Source organism: Corynebacterium provencense, from assembly GCA_900049755.1.
Classification (GTDB): Bacteria; Actinomycetota; Actinomycetes; order Mycobacteriales; family Mycobacteriaceae; genus Corynebacterium; species Corynebacterium neomassiliense.
Genome location: LT160592.1, coordinates 644,092 through 661,653, shown reverse-complemented (window position 1 = coordinate 661,653; position 17,562 = coordinate 644,092). Strand labels below are relative to the sequence as shown.

15 protein-coding genes and 1 tRNA gene are annotated in these 17,562 nt (G+C 67.8%); 11 read left to right on the top strand and 5 right to left on the bottom strand.

Features of this window, described 5'->3' with window-relative positions:
- The first annotated feature begins 73 nt into the window (after positions 1–73).
- Entirely contained in the window at positions 74–1,150 is a 1,077-nt protein-coding gene (locus BN3906_RS02925) for a CE1 family esterase (RefSeq protein WP_066583849.1), read from the top strand.
- A 38-nt stretch (positions 1,151–1,188) separates the two neighbouring features.
- On the opposite strand, the gene BN3906_RS02920 is transcribed toward BN3906_RS02925, so the two are convergent.
- The gene (locus BN3906_RS02920; RefSeq protein ID WP_078057065.1) at positions 1,189–2,682 is read right to left on the bottom strand and encodes a C1 family peptidase; all 1,494 of its coding nucleotides are present in this window, start codon (positions 2,680–2,682) and stop codon (positions 1,189–1,191) included.
- Entirely contained in the window at positions 2,679–4,079 is a 1,401-nt protein-coding gene (locus BN3906_RS02915; RefSeq protein WP_066585943.1) for a C1 family peptidase, read from the bottom strand. The genes BN3906_RS02920 and BN3906_RS02915 overlap by 4 nt, the downstream gene beginning before the upstream one ends.
- Positions 4,080–4,223: 144 nt before the next feature.
- Between BN3906_RS02915 and BN3906_RS02910 the strand changes: the two genes are divergently transcribed.
- The 10 genes from BN3906_RS02910 (at position 4,224) to BN3906_RS02865 (ending at position 14,755) form a co-directional block, all read left to right on the top strand.
- Entirely contained in the window at positions 4,224–5,687 is a 1,464-nt protein-coding gene (locus BN3906_RS02910; protein ID WP_078057209.1) for a circularly permuted type 2 ATP-grasp protein, read from the top strand.
- 10 nt (positions 5,688–5,697) lie between these two features.
- Positions 5,698–7,509: an alpha/beta hydrolase family protein gene (locus BN3906_RS02905; RefSeq protein WP_066585940.1), complete on the top strand. Its 1,812-nt coding sequence runs from the start codon at positions 5,698–5,700 to the stop codon at positions 7,507–7,509.
- A 77-nt stretch (positions 7,510–7,586) separates the two neighbouring features.
- Positions 7,587–9,017, top strand: coding sequence for a M18 family aminopeptidase (locus BN3906_RS02900; protein WP_078057064.1), 1,431 nt, complete (start codon positions 7,587–7,589; stop codon positions 9,015–9,017).
- Between the two features lies 1 nt (position 9,018).
- On the top strand, positions 9,019–9,507 hold the full coding sequence (locus BN3906_RS02895) for a tRNA (cytidine(34)-2'-O)-methyltransferase (RefSeq protein ID WP_066583845.1): 489 nt from the start codon (positions 9,019–9,021) through the stop codon (positions 9,505–9,507).
- Between the two features lie 48 nt (positions 9,508–9,555).
- Positions 9,556–10,413 carry a bifunctional methylenetetrahydrofolate dehydrogenase/methenyltetrahydrofolate cyclohydrolase gene (locus tag BN3906_RS02890; RefSeq protein WP_110482435.1) on the top strand — a complete coding sequence of 286 codons (858 nt, stop codon included), beginning with the start codon at positions 9,556–9,558 and terminating at the stop codon, positions 10,411–10,413.
- A gap of 13 nt (positions 10,414–10,426) precedes the next feature.
- Complete coding sequence (locus tag BN3906_RS02885; RefSeq protein ID WP_078057063.1) at positions 10,427–10,801, top strand: DUF3017 domain-containing protein; 375 nt, start codon at positions 10,427–10,429, stop codon at positions 10,799–10,801.
- Positions 10,802–10,993: 192 nt separating this feature from the next.
- Positions 10,994–12,151, top strand: a complete 1,158-nt coding sequence (locus BN3906_RS02880) for an extracellular solute-binding protein (RefSeq protein WP_066583836.1) — start codon at positions 10,994–10,996, stop codon at positions 12,149–12,151.
- Entirely contained in the window at positions 12,148–12,957 is an 810-nt protein-coding gene (gene cysT, locus BN3906_RS02875) for a sulfate ABC transporter permease subunit CysT (RefSeq protein ID WP_066583834.1), read from the top strand. Before BN3906_RS02880 ends, cysT begins: the two co-directional genes overlap by 4 nt.
- On the top strand, positions 12,954–13,763 hold the full coding sequence (locus BN3906_RS02870; protein ID WP_066583832.1) for a sulfate ABC transporter permease: 810 nt from the start codon (positions 12,954–12,956) through the stop codon (positions 13,761–13,763). The genes cysT and BN3906_RS02870 overlap by 4 nt, the downstream gene beginning before the upstream one ends.
- Positions 13,760–14,755, top strand: coding sequence for a sulfate/molybdate ABC transporter ATP-binding protein (locus BN3906_RS02865; protein WP_066583829.1), 996 nt, complete (start codon positions 13,760–13,762; stop codon positions 14,753–14,755). Before BN3906_RS02870 ends, BN3906_RS02865 begins: the two co-directional genes overlap by 4 nt.
- Before the next feature lie 65 nt (positions 14,756–14,820).
- Here the strand turns inward: BN3906_RS02865 and BN3906_RS02860 are convergent.
- The 3 genes from BN3906_RS02860 to BN3906_RS02850 form a co-directional block, all read right to left on the bottom strand.
- Positions 14,821–14,906, bottom strand: a tRNA-Leu gene (locus BN3906_RS02860).
- Positions 14,907–15,005: 99 nt separating this feature from the next.
- Positions 15,006–16,169 (bottom strand): homoserine O-acetyltransferase MetX, encoded by a 1,164-nt coding sequence (gene metX / locus BN3906_RS02855; protein WP_066583826.1) that lies wholly within the window; start codon positions 16,167–16,169, stop codon positions 15,006–15,008.
- A gap of 9 nt (positions 16,170–16,178) precedes the next feature.
- Positions 16,179–17,519: an O-acetylhomoserine/O-acetylserine sulfhydrylase gene (locus BN3906_RS02850; protein WP_066583819.1), complete on the bottom strand. Its 1,341-nt coding sequence runs from the start codon at positions 17,517–17,519 to the stop codon at positions 16,179–16,181.
- Positions 17,520–17,562 lie beyond the last annotated feature (43 nt).

The following is a 17,562-nucleotide window of genomic DNA, read 5'->3' as shown; positions in this document are numbered from 1 at the left end:
ACATTGTCTTCATAATCAACATTTTGATGTACGCCACATTGACCCCCGCCCCTGGAGCCTATAGAACGGGGGAGTGCGACACGCTGACCCGACCACCCCACACCGGAAGAATCGTCTGCGTCTCACCGGCACTGTCGTCGCGCTCGCGGTGACAGCCGGTGTCGCGGTCTACTCCTCCCGTGCCGCGGTCGGTGAGGCACCGGAGGTTCTCGAAGCCTACCGGCACGGCACGGTGGCACGGACGGCTGTCGACAACACCGCTTCCGTGTCCGCCGACCTCGGGAAGGGTGAGCTACTCACCGGCCCCGCCCCCGGGGAGACCGGACGGGTGACAGTGGACAGTGCGGGTGTGACCCGGTCGGCGATACTGGCCCTGCCGGAGGACTACCACCCGGGGACCCCGACCCCGGTCCTCCTCGCATATCCGGGGTACGGACAGACCCCTTCGGAGATGCGAACCTTCTCCCGCCTCGACGACCTGCCGGCGATAGTCGTGTTCATGCAGGGGGTGGGCAACACCTGGGAGGGTGCACCGTACTCGCAGACCTCCGACGGTGATGACCTCAGGTTCACCCGTGACATGCTCGCCGCGTTGAACAGCACCTACAACGTGGACTCTTCGCGTATCTACGCGACGGGCATGTCGAACGGGGGCGGTTTCGTGGCCAAGCTGGCCTGCCGGATGCCGGAGACCTTCGCCGCGGTGGCGTCGGTCGCCGGCGCCTACTACCCGGGGACAGGGAAGGACTGCAGGACGCCGTCCACCTCGTTCCTCGAGATCCACGGTGTACAGGACCCGGTCATCGGCTACAACGGAGGCAGCCGGCACGGGACGGTCTACCAGCCGGCCCGGGAGCGCGCCGAGGTGGTCGCGGACCGGAACGGATGTGCGCCGGACCCGGTGACCACCGCGCTCGCCGATGACGTCCGCAGGGTCCAGTGGCCCATGTGCGACGGGGACCGTGACGTCGTCCACCTGCGCGTCGGCGACGGCGGACATACCTGGCCGGGGGACGCCACGGGCACGTCCGGCGGTGCAGAGGCAGGCAGCAGAAGGGCGGCGAGCAACGCCGCCCGGGCCACCAGTTACTCGCTGGACGCCACGACCGAGGTCTGGGCGTTCGTCAGCTCCCACCGGCTCCAGGGGTGAGGAAAGCCCGGTACTTCTGTGCCGGTCTTCTCGGGAGGTCAGTCCGCCAGTGCCCCCATGGGGTCCCAGGCGGGCAGGACGTGCGGGGCAGGGGCCCCGTCAGTGCCACTGTCAAGCACTGACCGGTATTCCTCAGGCAGCCGGTCGCGGTGGACGGCGAGCGCGAAGACGTACTCGCCGAACCAGGAGTCGTTCATCGTCCAGAAGCCCTTGTCGGCGTTCTTCGACCCCCAGGAGTTCTCCACCCTCCATTTCACCGGGTTTCCCGCCTCATCCAGGTCGACACCGGTGAAGACCATGGCGTGGGTCATCAGCGACTCCCCGGTGAGCAGACGCTGCTGCTTGTTCATCGCGTCCGTACCCAGTTCCACCCCGTAGAAACCGGTGTAGTCGTGCAGCCGGGCGTCCCACACCCCCCGCTCACGGTCACACTGGGCGGCCGTGTCGCAACCGAACCACACCGGCCTGCCGTCTCCCAGGGCGTCCACCGCCACCGTCCGGAGAACCTCCGGGGGCACGTTGAGGTAGGTCACCGGATCAGCTCCGACAACATTGCCCAGGTAATCCACCGTGAACAGTTCGCCGTAGGGAGACGAGTCCCGGGGGTCGTTGACGAGACACACGTACTCCCCGAGATCGTCCGGCAGGTAACGCCGCGCGAACTGCAGCGGGGTGACGGTGCCCTCCCGGTGGAACTCACCGTCGGAGTCGCGGTACTGCCAGACAAACTCCTCGGGGGGGACACCGAGGTGGGCGGTGAGGATCCGGTGCACAGACCCCAGGGCCTCACGGTGGACACGGCTGACCTCGGCGTCCCCGGCTCCGGTGTTGACGGTCTCGCGGATACGGAGCGCACCGGTCCGAGTGGCTGTGGCGATGTCACGGTTCATCTTCGCGGTGTGCGACGACGACCAGGTCTCGGGCATGGCGTACTTCGGCACCACACCGTACTTCTCGACCAGCGCGACGAACATGTTCCACTGGCCCCCGTCCTCGGCGGGATGGTCGAGGAGGTGCTGGACCGTACGGTCGTCAGTCGGCCTGTCGGCGAGTTCCACCATCGCGGTGAAGAAGTAGTTGGCCTTCTCCAGCTTGTCCCAGTAGTGCAGCCATGCCTGGGACAGTTCCAGGTCCTTCACCCCGGTGTCGGCGATGATGTTCCCGCGCAGCGAGTTCAGGCCCGCGAAAATCCAGCACCGGCCGGAACGCATCTGGTCGGTCACCGACCACGTGTCGACCTTGACCGAGGTGGTGGGGTCAGTGGACGCCAGAATGCTGCGGTCGAGGGTGATCTTGCTGATGTCCGTCGCGGTCGCAGCGTTACGTGCGGTCCGCCATGCAGGATCGGCTTCCACGGAGCTGTTGAGCCCGTCGAGGAATTCCGGGCTGATGCCGGCCGGGCCGGTGGTGACTGTGCCGGTGGTGCCGGCGGTGTCGGTGACTGTCACGCTGCTCTCCTTGTCTCCGGAGTCTCCGGTGTCTCCGGTGTCTGTGGTGCTCCTGCTGCCTGTCGCGTCTGTGGTCACGGTCATGCCATCGCGTCCCAGACCGGGAGGACGGTGGTGTCACCACGGTCCAGTGCGGACAGGCCGGGGAGGTCGTCGCCGGTGGCGGTGGTGATGAACCTGCGGTGTGCGACGATCTGGAAGACGTTGTCGTCGAACCAGGCGTCAGTCATCGTCCCGTAGCCCTTCATCGAACCGGCTCCGGCGAGTTTCGCGTGCTCACCGTGACTCTTCGTCCCCCAGGAGTTCTCCACCCTCCAGGTACCCGCGGCGGGGTCGTGTCCGGTGAGGACCATACCGTGGGTGAGCATGGACTCCCGGCTGCGCATCTGCTCCGCCTTCGACGATCCGGTTCCCCGGGAAGAGTCGGTGCCGTACAGGGCGTCCCGTTCATACAGGTCCCTGTCCCAGATTCCCAGGGCCGCGGCGAACTGCCTGTTGACGTCGCAGGCGAACCACACCGGTTCCCCGGCGTCCAGGGACGCCGTCGCGATCCGTCGCAGGTCGGAGATGTCGGCGTTGACGTAGGAGAAGTCCGGGGTGCCCCACATGTTCGTCTCTTCGGCGACGGTGTAGGCCGCGCCGTAGGGATTCTCCCCGCGGGGGTCGTTGACGACACTGATGTAGTTGTCCAGACCTCCGGTGAGGTCGTCTCCCAGGACCCGGTCGCGGAACTGCAGCGGGGTGAGGGTGCCCTCGTCGTGGAACTCCCCGTCCTTGTCCCGGTACTTCCACGTGAAGGTGGCCGGGGGAACTCCCAGGTGGACGGAGATGACCCGGTGGACGTCCCGCATTCCCGCACGGACCAGGGGTTCGGTGGACGATGCCCCGGCCCCGCCGAGTGCAGCCTCCCGCAGCTTCCAGGCGGTGGCCCTCACCGTGGTCGACAGGGCGGAGTCGAGCTGCCGGGTCAGGCCGGAGGCGTAGGTCTCACCCATGGCCTGCTTCGGCATCACCCCGTACTTCCCGATCAGGTTCACCAGGTAGTTCCACTGGCCGCCGTCGTCGGCGGGGTGGGCCAGCAGAGCGGCGACGAGCCGGTCGTCGAGGTCGGTGACACCGGAGCGGAACAGTTCGTCAAGTCTGCGCAGTGTCCGGTAGGACTTCTCCAGTTTGTCGTGGAACTGGAGGTGGGTCTCGGAGAACTCGAAGTCCGAGGTGCCCAGTGACCCGGCGATACGGTGCCGGAACACGTTGAGGCCGGCGAACATCCAGCACCGGCCGGACTGCTTCTGGTCGGTCACCGAAAGTGAGTCGAGTTTCACCTCGGTCGTCGGGTCGACCGAGGTGACCGCGGCCCGGTTGAGGGTGACACCGTCCACGTCGGTCGAGGTGACGGCATTGGTGGCGATCCGTAGAGCGGGGTCGTCGGCCGCACTGCGCAGCCCTGCGAGTACGCCGGGGGTGAGGGTGAAATCAGGCATGAGTCTGTTATACGCGGTGGACGGACGCGGTGGACGGACGCGGTGGAGGTTCCGGCCGCCGTCCCTGCCGGACACCCGTCAGGTTCCCCGGTCCGGTTCCCCGGCTGCGCTGCGGATCGGAGAACCTCGGTCTACCCTGGGCAGATGGAGCCCCTGGAGATCATCGACACCCTGGACCCCTCGGACGTGGCGTCCCGTCGCCGCGCCGCAGACTCCGACCTCGTCGCCCGCGGCGTCACCTTCGGGGTCAAGGACGCCGACGGGAAACTGCACGGTCACGAAGTCTTCGACATCGAACCCGTGCCCCGCGTCATCGGAGCAGCGACGTGGGACCGGCTCGCCCGCGGGGTGGAACAGCGGACCCGCGCCCTCGACCGCTTTCTCGACGACGTCTACACCGTGGATTCCCCGGAGGACGCCGCCATCGTCCGGGCCGGTCGCATGGACGCCGCAATCATCGCCCGGTCACCGGGGTACACCCCCCTCGGACGCAGCTACCCCGCAGGCCGTGTGCGCACCCGTGTCGCCGGTGCGGACCTGGTCTGCGACGACCGGGGCAGGTGGGCGGTGCTGGAGGACAATGTCCGCATGCCCTCCGGTCTGACCTTCGCACTGGCGGCCAGGTCTGTGACCCGTGACCACTGGCCGGAGCTCCTGGCCGGGGTCCGGGACCGGTTGCGGCCCGTGACCGGTGCCCTGGAGATGTTCTGCGCGACAGTGGAGGACGCCGCGCCACCACCTCATCCGGATCTGCCGTCCGGACCCGACGCGGCGTCCCGCCATGTCGTCATCGTCTCCGAAGGTGACCACGACCCGACGAGGGCGGAGCAGCGGGCGGTCGCCGAGGCGGGCGGATTCCACATCAGGACCTGTGACCTGCTGCGGGTCGAACAGGACGGGGGAGTGCCGGTCGTGGTCGATCTTGCCTCGGGAAGGCGGGTCGACGTGATCTACCTGCGGGTCGAGGAGAACCGGCTGGCGGAAGGGGTGCCGGGGATCGGTGGGCCCCTTGCCGCGGGCACGGTGGGCATGGCGAATGCGCCGGGCAACGGGCTGGCCGACGACAAGGCGGTCTACGCCTCGGTTCCGGAGATGGTGCGTTTCTACCTGGGCGAGGAGCCCCGGCTGGGGCAGGTGCCGACCTGGCTGTGCGCGGATCCTTCGCAGCGGATGGAGGTTCTGGACCGTCTGGACGAACTCGTCGTCAAACCTGTCGACGGTTACGGAGGGGCCGGTATCACCATCGGGCCCGAATGCAGTGGTGCCCGCCTGGCGGAGCGGAGGGCGGAGATCCTCGCCAGACCTGAGGCGTTCATCGCCCAGGAACGGGTGGAACTGTCGACCCTCCCGGCGCTCGACGGTACCCGTCGGCACGTGGACCTGCGGATGTTCAGTCTTCTCACCGGTTCGGGGGCCTCGACCGTGCCGGCGGGGCTCACCCGGGTGGCCCGGGCGGGGTCGCTGATCGTCAACTCCTCCCGGGGCGGCGGGGGGCGGGACACCTGGATTGTGGCGTCCTCGCCGGAGGAACTGTCCGTGGGTTCCGGTGTCTCCGACGACCCCGGCAGCACCGACGGTGCCGTCGGCCGCGCCGCCCCGGTCGGGTAGCCTGCAGGGCGTGAAGCACACCACCGCCGTCGACATCGCCCCGGACGGTTCGGCACTCGCGTTCGTTCTCCGGGATGACGCCGTCCCCGACGGTCTCCCCGTGGCCATGCAGGCACCGCTGGTCGACGGGGTCCTGGGGCCGGCCCGTCCCGTGAGGATCCCCACCGACGGACCGGCGGTGGCGGTGAGGTACTCCCCGCACGCCCACTGGCTGGCCGTGGAAATCGCTGCGAGCGGGACCGAACGCACCGAGATCTGGCTGGTGTCCACCGATCCCGGTGACGATTCCGCGGTCCTGCTGCGCGACATCTCGGACGCCAAGACATCCCTGGTGGAATGGAACTCCGGTGTGCTGGCGGTCGACGCGGTCCGTGACGACGGTGTGGCCGAGGGGCGTCTGGTCTCCCCGGACGACGGGTCCACGCAGGTCATCGACCGACGGGTGGACGGGAAGCTCGTCGCGGCGAACGCCGGACACGCGTTGATGAGGGTGGGGCCCCGGGCCAACCGTGAACTGCTGCTCATCGGGCCGGACGGCTCGTGGCGTCCTCTGCTGCCCCCCCAGCCCGGAGCGACGACGGACGCCGGCTGCATCCTCCCTCCCCGCAGTGACGGTGAGCCGGTGCTGCTGGTGTGCAGTGACCACCACAGTGACCGGCGACGGGTGCTGCGGGTCCACGCGAAAAACGGTGTGATGCGCAGCCGGGACCTCATCGCCCACCGTGAGGCTGACGTCGACGAGTTCTGTGTCAGCAGGGACGAGGCGACCGCCGCGGTCCTGTGGAACAGGTCCGGCAGGTCCTCCCTGGAGCTCCTGCAGCTAGACCGGGACCAGCGGGTGCTGGTCCGGCGTGCGGTCCCGCTCCCCGGCCTCGTCGCCCGCGGGCCGAGACTCACCGACGACGGGTCGGTGCTGGCGCTGACGGTGGAGAGTCCCGGGTCACCTCCGACGGTGCACCTGGTGGACACCCGTACCGGTCATTCGACCGCTGTGGCGGGGGAGGGCGGTTCCGGGTCCCGTCCCGGTGAACCGGAGCTGGTGCACTACACGGCACGCGACGGGGTGGAACTGTCCGGCTGGCTGTACCGGGCGGCCGGCGCCGACGGGGGCACCGCCGCGGGTCCGCAGCCGACGCTCGTGCACTTCCACGGTGGTCCGGAGGGGCAGTCCAGACCCGAGCACCATGATGTGCTGCGCGCGGTGATCTCCGCAGGGGTCAGTGTGTTCACCCCGAACATCCGGGGGTCGTCCGGCAGCGGCCGGGTCTTTCAGCACGCAGACAACCGGTACGGCAGGTTCTCCGGGATCAGGGACCTGGAGGACTCGGCGAATTTCCTGGTGGACGCCGGTTTCGCTGACCCGGCGCGGTTGGCCGTCAGCGGTCGTTCCTACGGCGGCTACCTGGTCAACATCGCGGTCACCTGGTTTCCGGACCTGTTCCGCGCCGCGGTCTGTGCCTGCGGGATGAGCGACCTGGAGACCTTCTACCGGAACACCGAACCGTGGATCGCCTCCGCCGCGTACCCGAAGTACGGGTACCCGATCCAGGACGGTGAACTGCTGAGGTCGGTCTCACCCCTGCGCCGGGTCCTCGACGGCGGGGAGGTGAGGACGCCGGTCCTGTTCATCCACGGTCTCCACGACACGAACGTCCCGCCGAGCGAGTACCGGCAGATGAAGGCCGCCCTGGACGACCGTGGGGTTCTTACACAGGCCCTGGAACTGGAGGACGAGGGTCACGTCTTCGTCCGTGAGGTGAACCGTCAGCGCATTGCCGAGGCCATGGTCGGGTGGTTGCGGCGGCACGGGGTGGCCGACTGAGCGGGGGGAGGGTACACCGGGCGGGTCCGGAAGGTGGGCGGGGCCGACGTGTCCGCACCGGTGGTTAACTGGAGGACATGACCTCTCCCTCGCCCGACTCTGTGCCGTCTGATTCCGCCGTGGCCTTCGCCCGCCGGTTCACCGACTTCATCGCCGCGTCGCCGTCCAGCTACCACGCCGCCGCGGAGGTGGCCCGACGTCTGGAGCAGACGGGATTCACCCGTGAAGACGAGAGGACGCCGTGGAACGGTGACGGGGGCACCGGTGCGGTGGCACCGGGAGGTCACTTCATCGTCCGGGGCGGGGCAGTGGTGGCCTGGCAGATCCCGGTGGGGGCGGACCCCGCCACGTCCGGTTTCCGGATTGTGGGGGCGCACACGGACTCTCCCGGGCTGAAGCTCAAGCCGGTCGGTGACCTGGCAGGTCCTGCGGGGTGGCGTCAGGCTGCCGTGGAGATCTACGGCGGTGCGATACTGCCGTCCTGGCTGGACCGTGAACTGCGTATCGCCGGAAGGATAGTCCTGGCCGACGGACGGGAACTGCTCGTGGCGACCGGCCCGGTCCTGCGGGTCCCGCATCTAGCCGTGCACCTGGACCGCAGCGTCAACACCGGTCTGACCCTCGACCGTCAGCGACACATGCAGCCGGTCCTCGCGGTGGGGGCGGACACTCCCACGGTCCTCGATGTCGTCGCCCGGGCCGCTGTCGACCGGGGCGAAGGGACGGCGGGAGGAACACGGACGGAGGTGACGGCACAGGACATCGTCTCCCACGACCTCATCACCGTCGACGCCCAGCACGGTGAGATCTTCGGTGCGGAGTCCGACTTCATCGCCGCCGGCCGGATGGACAACCTCAGCAGTGTCTTCGCCGGTCTGGAAGCCCTGAGGTCGCCGGGGTCGACGGGCTTGTCGGGGTCGTCGGAGTTACTGACCGTGGCGTCCGGCGGCGGGGGAGAGGACCGCGGGACAGGAGGCGCGGACATCCGTGTGTTCGCGGCCTTCGACCACGAGGAGGTCGGGTCAGCGTCGGCGTCCGGTGCCGCCGGCCCGGTCCTGGAGGATGTGCTGGTCCGCATCGCCGCAGGTCTCGGGGCATCGACTGATCTGACCCGGGCGATGTACGCACGTTCGGTCTGTGTGTCGGCAGATGCGGCACACAGCGTCCATCCGAACTATGTCGGCCGGTACGACGCGCTCAACCACCCGGTGATGAACTCGGGTCCGGTGCTCAAGGTCAACGCCGACCAGAGGTATGCGACGGACGCGGTGACTGCGGCACTGTGGCGTAGGGCCTGTGCGGCTGCCGGTGTGCCGTGCCAGGTCTTCGCCTCCAGCAATGACGTCCCCTGCGGTTCCACGATCGGACCTGTGACGGCCACCCGGCTCGGGATCCCCACCGTTGACGTGGGGATTCCCCTGCTGTCGATGCACTCGGCCCGGGAGATGGCCGGGGTGAGGGACCTTGTCTGGTTCACGGACGCACTCCGCGCCTTCTGGAGGATGTGAGATGCCCGGTACCCCGTTCTGCCGGGTTCTGTTCGACCAGCCTGTGATCCCCCCGAACACGGGCAACGCGATCCGCATGTGCGCCGGGACGGGTGCGGCACTGCACCTGGCGGGCCCGCTGGGGTTCGACTTCAGTGACCGGCACGTGCGCCGCGCCGGGCTGGACTACCACGATCTGGCGTCGGTCACCCTCCACGACGACCGGGACGCCGCCCTGCGCCACCTCCTCCGCCACGGGGCACGGCACGTCTACGCGTTCACGACCCGGGCGCGGACCTGGTACACCGATGTCAGGTACGAGCCGGGGGATGTGCTCATGTTCGGGACGGAGCCGACGGGCCTGGAGGACGCCGCACTCGAGGATCCCCGGGTGACCATGCAGGTGCGGATTCCCATGCTGCCGGGGCGGCGCAGCATGAACCTGTCCAACGCGGCCGCTGTCGCCGCCCACGAGGCGTGGCGGCAGGCGGGGTTCCCGGGGGCGGTGTGAGCAGGTCCGGCTCTTCCCACGGTGTCTGCGGCGGATAGGATGGACGCCGTGACTGCGATGAAGCTGGACGGAAAACTGTACCGGGACGAGATCTTCGCCGATCTCACCACCAGGGTGGCCGCGCTGAAGGAACGGGGTGTGACTCCCGGGCTGGCGACGGTGCTGGTCGGGGACGACCCGGCCTCCCGGTCGTACGTGAAGATGAAGCACCGTGACTGCGAGCAGATCGGGGTCAACAGCATCCGGAAGGATCTTCCCGCCGACGTGACCAGGGAGGAACTTCTCGGGGTCATCGACGAGCTCAACGCAGACCCGGCCTGTACCGGGTACATCGTCCAGCTGCCGCTTCCGGGTCACCTCAACGAGAACGAGGTGCTGGAGCGCATCGACCCCGCCAAGGACGCCGACGGTCTGCACCCGGTGAACCTGGGCAAACTGGTCCTCAATGAACCCGCGCCGCTGCCCTGCACCCCCAACGGTGCGATCTCGCTGCTGCGCCGGTTCGGGGTGCAGATCGACGGGGCGAAGGCCGTGGTCATCGGCCGGGGCGTGACGGTGGGCAGGCCCATCGGACTGATGCTGACCCGTCGGACCGAGAATGCGACGACGGTTCTGTGCCACACCGGGACGAGGGATCTCGCCCGGGAGACCCGTGACGCCGACATCATCGTCGCCGCCGCGGGCCGGGCGCACATGCTCACCGCTGACATGGTGAAGCCGGGGGCGGCGGTGCTTGACGTCGGGGTGTCCAGGGTTGACGGCAGGCTCGCGGGGGACGTGCACCCCGACGTGTGGGAGGTCGCCGGTGCTGTCGCTCCCAATCCGGGGGGTGTCGGTCCTCTGACGAGGGCTTTCCTGGTGCGTAACGTTGTCGAGCGCGCTGAGCGGCTCGCAGGTCTGGCGTAGCGGGGAGAACCAGGTGGCCTCCGGGACGGACGACCAGGCTGACGTGGTGCCGCTGAGCGACGCCGAACGTCGTGAGCTGCTGGCGAATCCGCATGACGCCGCGACTCCGCCCTCGAGGGTCACACGGAACCTCCAGATGCTGTCGGTGGTGCTGTTCCTGGTGGTGGTGACGGCCGGGGCCGTGCTCATCTTCACCGACCACTGGCGTAAGGGGACGGTGGCGGTGGGGGCGGGGATGGTGTGGCTGGGACTGATCCGGTGGTGGGTCGATTCCCGGATCCTGGGGGTTTTCGCCGTCCGTTCGAGGAAGTTCGACTCCTGGTTCTGTGTGATTGTGGGCGTCCTGTTGGCTTTCACGGCGCTGTCGATCGACTCACTGGGGAGCTGAGGGGGCAGTCGGTCACGGCCGGGGGAGGTGCGCCGCGGCATTTCAGTGAGTGCCGTGGCGTCCTGTGTCAAGTATTTCATTCACGTACTTCCGAATACCCGGGCCTGCGCCGGGGCCGGGGATAACGTGTCAACCTGTTATAGACAGAGCAGTCTGTCTGAGTTTCCGGTCGATCAACCCGCAGGAGAACGGATGAACACAGGGACAGGTCCGGGGGTGGTGCTCGCCGGACTCGGGGTCGTCGCCCTCGGCGTCATCTTCGCGCTGCCCGGCGGAACCACGGACGACCCGGACGGCACCGACGTCTCCTCCGGGTCTCACCGGGTCAACCTGGTGGCCTACTCGGTACCCAAACCGGGATTCGAAGCGGTCATCGCCGGCTACCGCCAGACCGACGAAGGTCGGGACACCGGATTCGCCGAATCCTACGGAGCCTCCGGCGACCAGTCCCGTAAAGTCGCCCGGCACGTGCCCGCCGACCTGGTGAACTTCTCCCTGGAACCCGACATCACCCGGCTGGTGAAGGCCGGTCTCGTCGACGAGAACTGGAAGAAGGACATCCCCGGCGATGAATCGGGCCGGTCGGTCCCCTTCGGCTCCGTGGTCTCCTTCGTCACCCGCGCCGGTAACCCGAAGAACCTGACCAACTGGGACGATCTCCTCGCCCCGGGAATCGAGATCATCACCCCCAACCCCGCGAGCTCAGGGTCGGCGAAATGGAACCTCCTGGCACCCTACGCAGGGTGGTACTTCCAGGCGCTCGAGGACAACCGCGGAGATGCCGCAGCCGCCCACGCCACCGCCCTGGAGAAGGTCACGGAACTGGTCACCGGGCACATCCATGTCCGGCCCAAGTCCGGCAGGGAAGCCACCAGCGCCTTCGAACAGGGTCAGGGCGACGTCCTGCTGTCCTACGAGAACGAGGCGATCCTGCTCGCCCGCGACGGTGACGACATCACCTACCTCAACCCCACCGACACCTTCCGGATCGAGAACCCGGTCGCCGTCGTCACCGGGGACAAGGTCGGTGACGACGCCGCGGCCACGGCGTTCCGCGACTACCTGTTCAGTCCGGACGCCGAAACCCGGTGGGCGTCACAGGGCTTCCGCCCGGGACCCGACCTCTTCTCCGGGACGACACCGGTGATCGACTCGCTGCCCGCCGACCAGCGTGACGCCTTCCGTCCCACCCGCAACGTGTGGAGCATCGACGACCTCGCCGAACAATTCACCGGTCTCTTCCCCGACCTCGCCACCGGTGAGAACGCGAAGAAGGGCTGGCCTCTCGTCGACGCCGTGCTCTTCGGCACCGACGGCGCGGTCACCGGGATATACGGAGGGCAGTCATGACAACCGTACTCAGCCGGCCTGCACAGGCCTCCAAGCTCAGCATGGGCACAGCGGTACTGTGGCTGTCCGTCATCGTCCTCCTCCCGTTGGCTGCCCTGACCACCCAGGCGTTCGGTGAGGGATGGTCCGGGTTCCGGGATGCGGTGACCGCCACCGGATCCCTGGACGCCCTGCGGGTCACCATCGTCGTCTCCGCGGTGGTCGGCGTCATCAGCGCCGTCACCGGAACCCTGGTGGCATGGGTCCTGGTCCGGGACGACTTCCCGGGAAAGAAGGTCGTCGACGCCCTGATCGACCTGCCCTTCGCACTGCCGACCATCGTCGCCTCCCTGGTGCTGCTCAGCCTCTACGGCCCGGACAGTCCCCTGCACATCACACTCAACGCGACCCGACCGGCACTGGTCATCGCCCTCGCCTTCGTCTGCCTCCCCTTCGTCGTCCGTGCGGTCCAGCCGGTTCTCATGGAACTCGACGGTGATGTCGAGGAGGCTGCGGCCTCACTCGGCGCGAACAACGCCACCATCTTCCGTCGCATCATTCTGCCGGCCCTGGTCCCGGCGATCCTCTCCGGTACCGGCCTCGCCTTCGCACGGGCACTCGGAGAATTCGGGTCGGTCGTCCTCATCGGAGGCAACATCCCGGGCGAGACCCAGGTGGCCTCCCAGTACATCCAGGAGCAGATCGAGTCCGACGTCCCCCATGCCGCGGCAGCGGTCTCCGTCGTGCTCCTTGCCGTCACCTTCCTGGTGCTGCTGGGACTCCGGTTCGCCGGTGAAGCGAAATCACGGAAGGAGCAGCGCATATGACGCTGTCACGCAGAACTGTCCTCACCCTCCGGATCCTCGCACTGGCGTGGATAGGCGTCCTCGTCGTCCTCCCGGTGGGCACCATCCTGTGGCGCGCCCTGTCCCCGGGACTCGACCAGTTCTGGGCGTGGATCACCACCCCGGCGGCGATCTCGGCACTTAAGACCTCACTGCTCATCGTGATCATCGTCGTGCCTCTCAACGTGATCTTCGGGATCGTCGTCTCACTCGGGCTGGTCCGCGGAAACCTGCCCGGCAGGAACATCATCCAGGCCGTCGTCGACCTGCCCTTCTCCGTGTCCCCGGTGATCGTGGGGGTGTCCCTGATCCTCCTGTGGGGTCACGGGGGCTGGTTCGGCGGAATCGAGTCGACAGGGTTCCAGGTCATCTTCGGCCTGCCCGGCATGGTCCTGGCGACCATCTTCGTCACCCTGCCGTTCATCGTCCGGGAGGTCGAGCCGGTTCTCCACGAGATCGGCACGGACCAGGAGCAGGCAGCCGCCACCCTGGGAGCGTCCCGGTGGCAGACATTCCGGCGGATCACCCTTCCCTCGATCCGGTGGGGGCTGTCCTACGGTGTGGCACTGACCGTCGCCCGGTCCCTCGGGGAGTTCGGTGCCGTGATCATGGTCGCCTCCGGGTTCGCCGGAGGCGGGCAGACACTCACCCTGCTGGTCCACTCCCGCTACATCGACGACCACAACGTCTACGGCGCCTATTCGGCCGCCACCCTCCTCATGGCCGTCGCCGTCATTGTCCTGGTCATCATGACCGCACTCCAGAAGCAGCAGAAGGTGAACCGATGACCATCTCCGTGTCCCACGCAGTGAAACGCTACGGTGACTTCAGGGCCCTCGACGATGTCTCCGTCGAGATACCGGAAGGATCCCTCACCGCCCTCCTCGGCCCGTCAGGATCCGGCAAGTCCACCCTGCTGCGCACCATCGCAGGTCTGGAGACTCCCGATTCCGGGACCGTCACCATCGACGGCCGTGACGTCACCCACCTCAGCCCCCAGGACCGTGGTATCGGTTTCGTCTTCCAGCACTATGCCGCATTCAAACACATGACGGTGCGGGACAATGTCGCCTTCGGCCTGACGGTGCGCAGACGACCCAAGGCCGAGATCACCGCCCGGGTCGACGAGCTCCTCGAGATTGTCGGACTGGCGGGCTACCAGACCCGCTATCCCGCCCAACTGTCCGGTGGCCAACGCCAGAGGATGGCCCTGGCCCGGGCTCTGGCGCCGAATCCGGGCGTCCTTCTCCTCGACGAACCTTTCGGTGCGTTGGACGCCAAGGTCCGGGAGGACCTGAGGACCTGGCTGCGTCACATGCACGAGGAGTTCACCGTGACCACGGTCCTGGTCACCCACGACCAGGAGGAGGCCCTCGACGTCGCGGACCGCATCGCCGTCCTCTCCGCCGGACACATCGAACAGACCGGGACACCCGCCGAACTCTACGACCGGCCGGCGACACCGTTCGTGCAGTCCTTCCTCGGCCACGTCACCGAACTGGACGGGCAGACGGTGCGACCGCACGACATCCGGCTCGGCCTGACCTCGGATCTCGCCGTACCCGGCAATGAAGTGCCCGCCACCGCCGTCCGGGAGGCAGTCATCGACCGTGTCGCCGTGCTGGGGTTCGAGGTGCGGGTCGAACTGAAGGACGCCGTGACAGGTGTGCCGTTCACCGCACAGATCACCAGGGGGGACGCCAACGCCCTCGGACTGTCCGAGGACAGCGCAGGTTCGCACCTCTACGCCCGGGCCACCGAACTGGGACACGGAGCCTAGCCGGAGGTCACAGACTCTCTCGGGTCTGTGACCTCCGGCCGGTGCGGTTCGTGAACCGCTCACTGTGTCCGGAGGGGGACTTGAACCCCCACGTCCGTTAATAGGACACTAGCACCTCAAGCTAGCGCGTCTGCCATTCCGCCACCCGGACATGGATGGACATTCAGCGTTGAACTGCGCTGAAGACCCGGTTAGCCTACCGCGGCCGCCGCCGGAATGGCAAGTCTGTAACCTGCCCCCGGCGACGGTGTCAGCGGCGGGCCAGGAGCTCCGCCTTGGTCAGGAACTTCTCGAGGATCAGGCTCATCTGACGGGTCTCCGTGAGGAATCCGTCATGCCCGGTAGGGGAGGTGATCTTCGACAGTCCGATGAAGTCACCGAGATTCCGGGAGAGATGCTCCTGCTGGTGGTAGGGGTAGAGGATGTCGGTGTCCACGCCGGCCACCATCGTCGGAACCTCCGAGGAACCCAGGGCCCTGTTCATGCCGCCCCTGCCACGTCCGACATCATGCCGGTTGAGTGCGTCGGTGAGGATGACGTAACTGCCGGCGTCGAATCTCCCGACGAGCTTCTCCGCCTGTCGGTCAAGGTAGCTCTCGACGGAGAACCGCTGGTCCGGGGACCAGTACGGACCGTAGGGATTCTCGCCCTCCTGGGGGTCGGTACCGAAGCGCTCGTCGAACTCGAGCTCGCCCCGGTACGTCAGGTGTGCGATACGGCGGGCCTGCCCCAGTCCACGGGCGGGGATACGACCGGTGCCGTGGTAGTCGCCGCCCTGCCAGTCCGGATCGGTGGTGATGAACCGGATCTGTGCCGACTGCATACCGATCTGCCAGGCAGAGGCGCGGGCGGACACGGCGACGGGCAGTGCCGCCTCGACCATGCCCGGGTACATCAGCGACCATTCGAGCACCCGCGCACCACCCATGGACGCGCCGATGACGGCCCGGAGACGTTCAATGCCGAGGACGTCGACAAGCAGCTGCTTCTCCGCGACCACCAGGTCGCGGATGGACAGCGCCGGGAAACGTGAACCCCACCGTCCTCCGTCAGGATGTTCGGAGGACGGGCCGGTGGACCCCTGACAGCCGCCGAGACAGTTGGCGCACAGCACGAGGTACCGGGTGGTGTCCAGGGCAAGGCCCGGACCGATGATGCCCGGCCACCAGTCGACGGCGTTGCCGTCCCCGGTGAGTGCGTGCTCGATGAGGATCACCGGGCGGTCGACGACGTCGGCCGGGGACAGGGGACTGTCGGAGCCCGTGTGGTCCGCCGGGGCGTCCGCCGGGTCGTAGAAGGCGAACAGTCTCAGCTGTGCTCCCGGAATGTCGATGCCGGCCTCGGTCGTGAAATCTCCGATCGACAGTGTCGTGGAGCTGTACGCTTCCGGGAGCAGGGCGGGGTCGGCGGTCACTGTGCCGCCCTACGCCAGTGCGGCGAAGCCGAGCTTGAGGTCGGCGATGATGTCGTCGACGTCCTCGATACCGACGGACAGCCGGACGGTGGCCCGGTTGATCCCGGCCCTCTCCAGCCCGTGCTGGTCAGACTGGGAGTGGGTTGTGGTGGCGGGGTGGACGACCAGGGAGCGGACGTCACCGACGTTGGCGAGGTCGGAGTGCAGCTTGAGGGCGTCGATGAACGTCCAGGCCTTGTCCTGGGCCTCGTCAGACCAGGCGTCGTCGACGGCGAGGTCGAAGGAGAGCACCGAACCGGTGAACTCCAGTCCCAGCTTCTCCTTCACGGCGTACCAGGGGGAGGAGGGCAGGCCGGCGTAGTTGACCTTGGCGACGGCGGGGTTGGCGTCGAGGAACTCCGCGACCGCCCTGGCGTTCTCGTTGTGACGGCGGACGCGCAGCGCCAGGGTGTCCAGGCCCTGGATGGTGGCCCAGGCGTTGAAGGGGGAGAGCGTTGCGCCGGTGTCGCGGAGCAGACCGACACGGGCCTTGAGGCCGAAGGCAGGCTCACCGAGATCAGCGTACTTCAGGCCGTGGTAGGCGGGGTCCGGGGTCACGAAGTGCGGGAAGACCGGCTTGCCGTCGCGCTCGACGGTCCAGTCGAACTTGCCGCCGTCGACGAGGATGCCGCCGAGGCCTGAGCTGTTGCCGGTGTAGAACTTCGTCAGGGACGCCACGACAACGTCGGCGCCCAGCTCGAGGGGACGGACCAGGGCGGCGGTTGCCAGAGTGTTGTCGACGATCAGGGGGACGTTGTTCCTGTGCGCGACCTCGGCGACAGCGGGGATGTCGAGGACGTCGGCCTGCGGGTTGGCGAAGGTCTCACCGTAGAAGGCCTTGGTGTTCGGACGGACGGCCGCCTGCCAGGCGTCGATGTTGTCCGGGTCCTCGACGAAGTTGACCTCGATGCCGAGACGGGCGAGGGTGACGGCGAACAGGGTCTCGGTGCCGCCGTAGAGCCGGGCGGAGGTGACGATGTGGTCACCGGCGTCAGCGAGGTTGAGGAACGCCGCAGTCTCGGCGGCCTGTCCGGAGGCGAAGGCCACGGCGTGGACGCCGCCCTCCAGTGAGTTGATCCGGTTCTCCAGGGCTTCCTGGGTGGGGTTGGTCAGACGTCCGTACACGGGGCCGAGGTCCTCGAGGGCGAAACGCTGCTTGGCGTGCTCGGCGGAGTTGAACACGTAGGAGGCCGTGAGGTAGATCGGCTGGTTACGGGCACCGGTGTCGGAGTCCACGGTCTGGCCGGCGTGGATGGCGCGGGAGGCGAATCCCCAGTTGGAGACGTCGCTGTTGTCGTACTTGGTGGTCATGTACTGCCCCTTCAGGATCAGGTTCGGGAACGTGATGTTTCGC

Excerpts from the sequence above, each read along its gene's own strand:
- BN3906_RS02850 (WP_066583819.1), bottom strand. The coding sequence starts at position 17,519 with ATGACCACCAAGTACGACAACAGCGACGTCTCCAACTGGGGATTCGCC.
- BN3906_RS02915 (WP_066585943.1), bottom strand. The coding sequence starts at position 4,079 with ATGCCTGATTTCACCCTCACCCCCGGCGTACTCGCAGGGCTGCGCAGT.
- BN3906_RS02865 (WP_066583829.1), top strand. The coding sequence starts at position 13,760 with ATGACCATCTCCGTGTCCCACGCAGTGAAACGCTACGGTGACTTCAGG.
- BN3906_RS02920 (WP_078057065.1), bottom strand. The coding sequence starts at position 2,682 with ATGACCGTGACCACAGACGCGACAGGCAGCAGGAGCACCACAGACACC.
- BN3906_RS02880 (WP_066583836.1), top strand. The coding sequence starts at position 10,994 with ATGAACACAGGGACAGGTCCGGGGGTGGTGCTCGCCGGACTCGGGGTC.
- BN3906_RS02910 (WP_078057209.1), top strand. The coding sequence starts at position 4,224 with ATGGAGCCCCTGGAGATCATCGACACCCTGGACCCCTCGGACGTGGCG.
- BN3906_RS02895 (WP_066583845.1), top strand. The coding sequence starts at position 9,019 with ATGCCCGGTACCCCGTTCTGCCGGGTTCTGTTCGACCAGCCTGTGATC.
- cysT (WP_066583834.1), top strand. The coding sequence starts at position 12,148 with ATGACAACCGTACTCAGCCGGCCTGCACAGGCCTCCAAGCTCAGCATG.
- BN3906_RS02870 (WP_066583832.1), top strand. The coding sequence starts at position 12,954 with ATGACGCTGTCACGCAGAACTGTCCTCACCCTCCGGATCCTCGCACTG.
- BN3906_RS02900 (WP_078057064.1), top strand. The coding sequence starts at position 7,587 with ATGACCTCTCCCTCGCCCGACTCTGTGCCGTCTGATTCCGCCGTGGCC.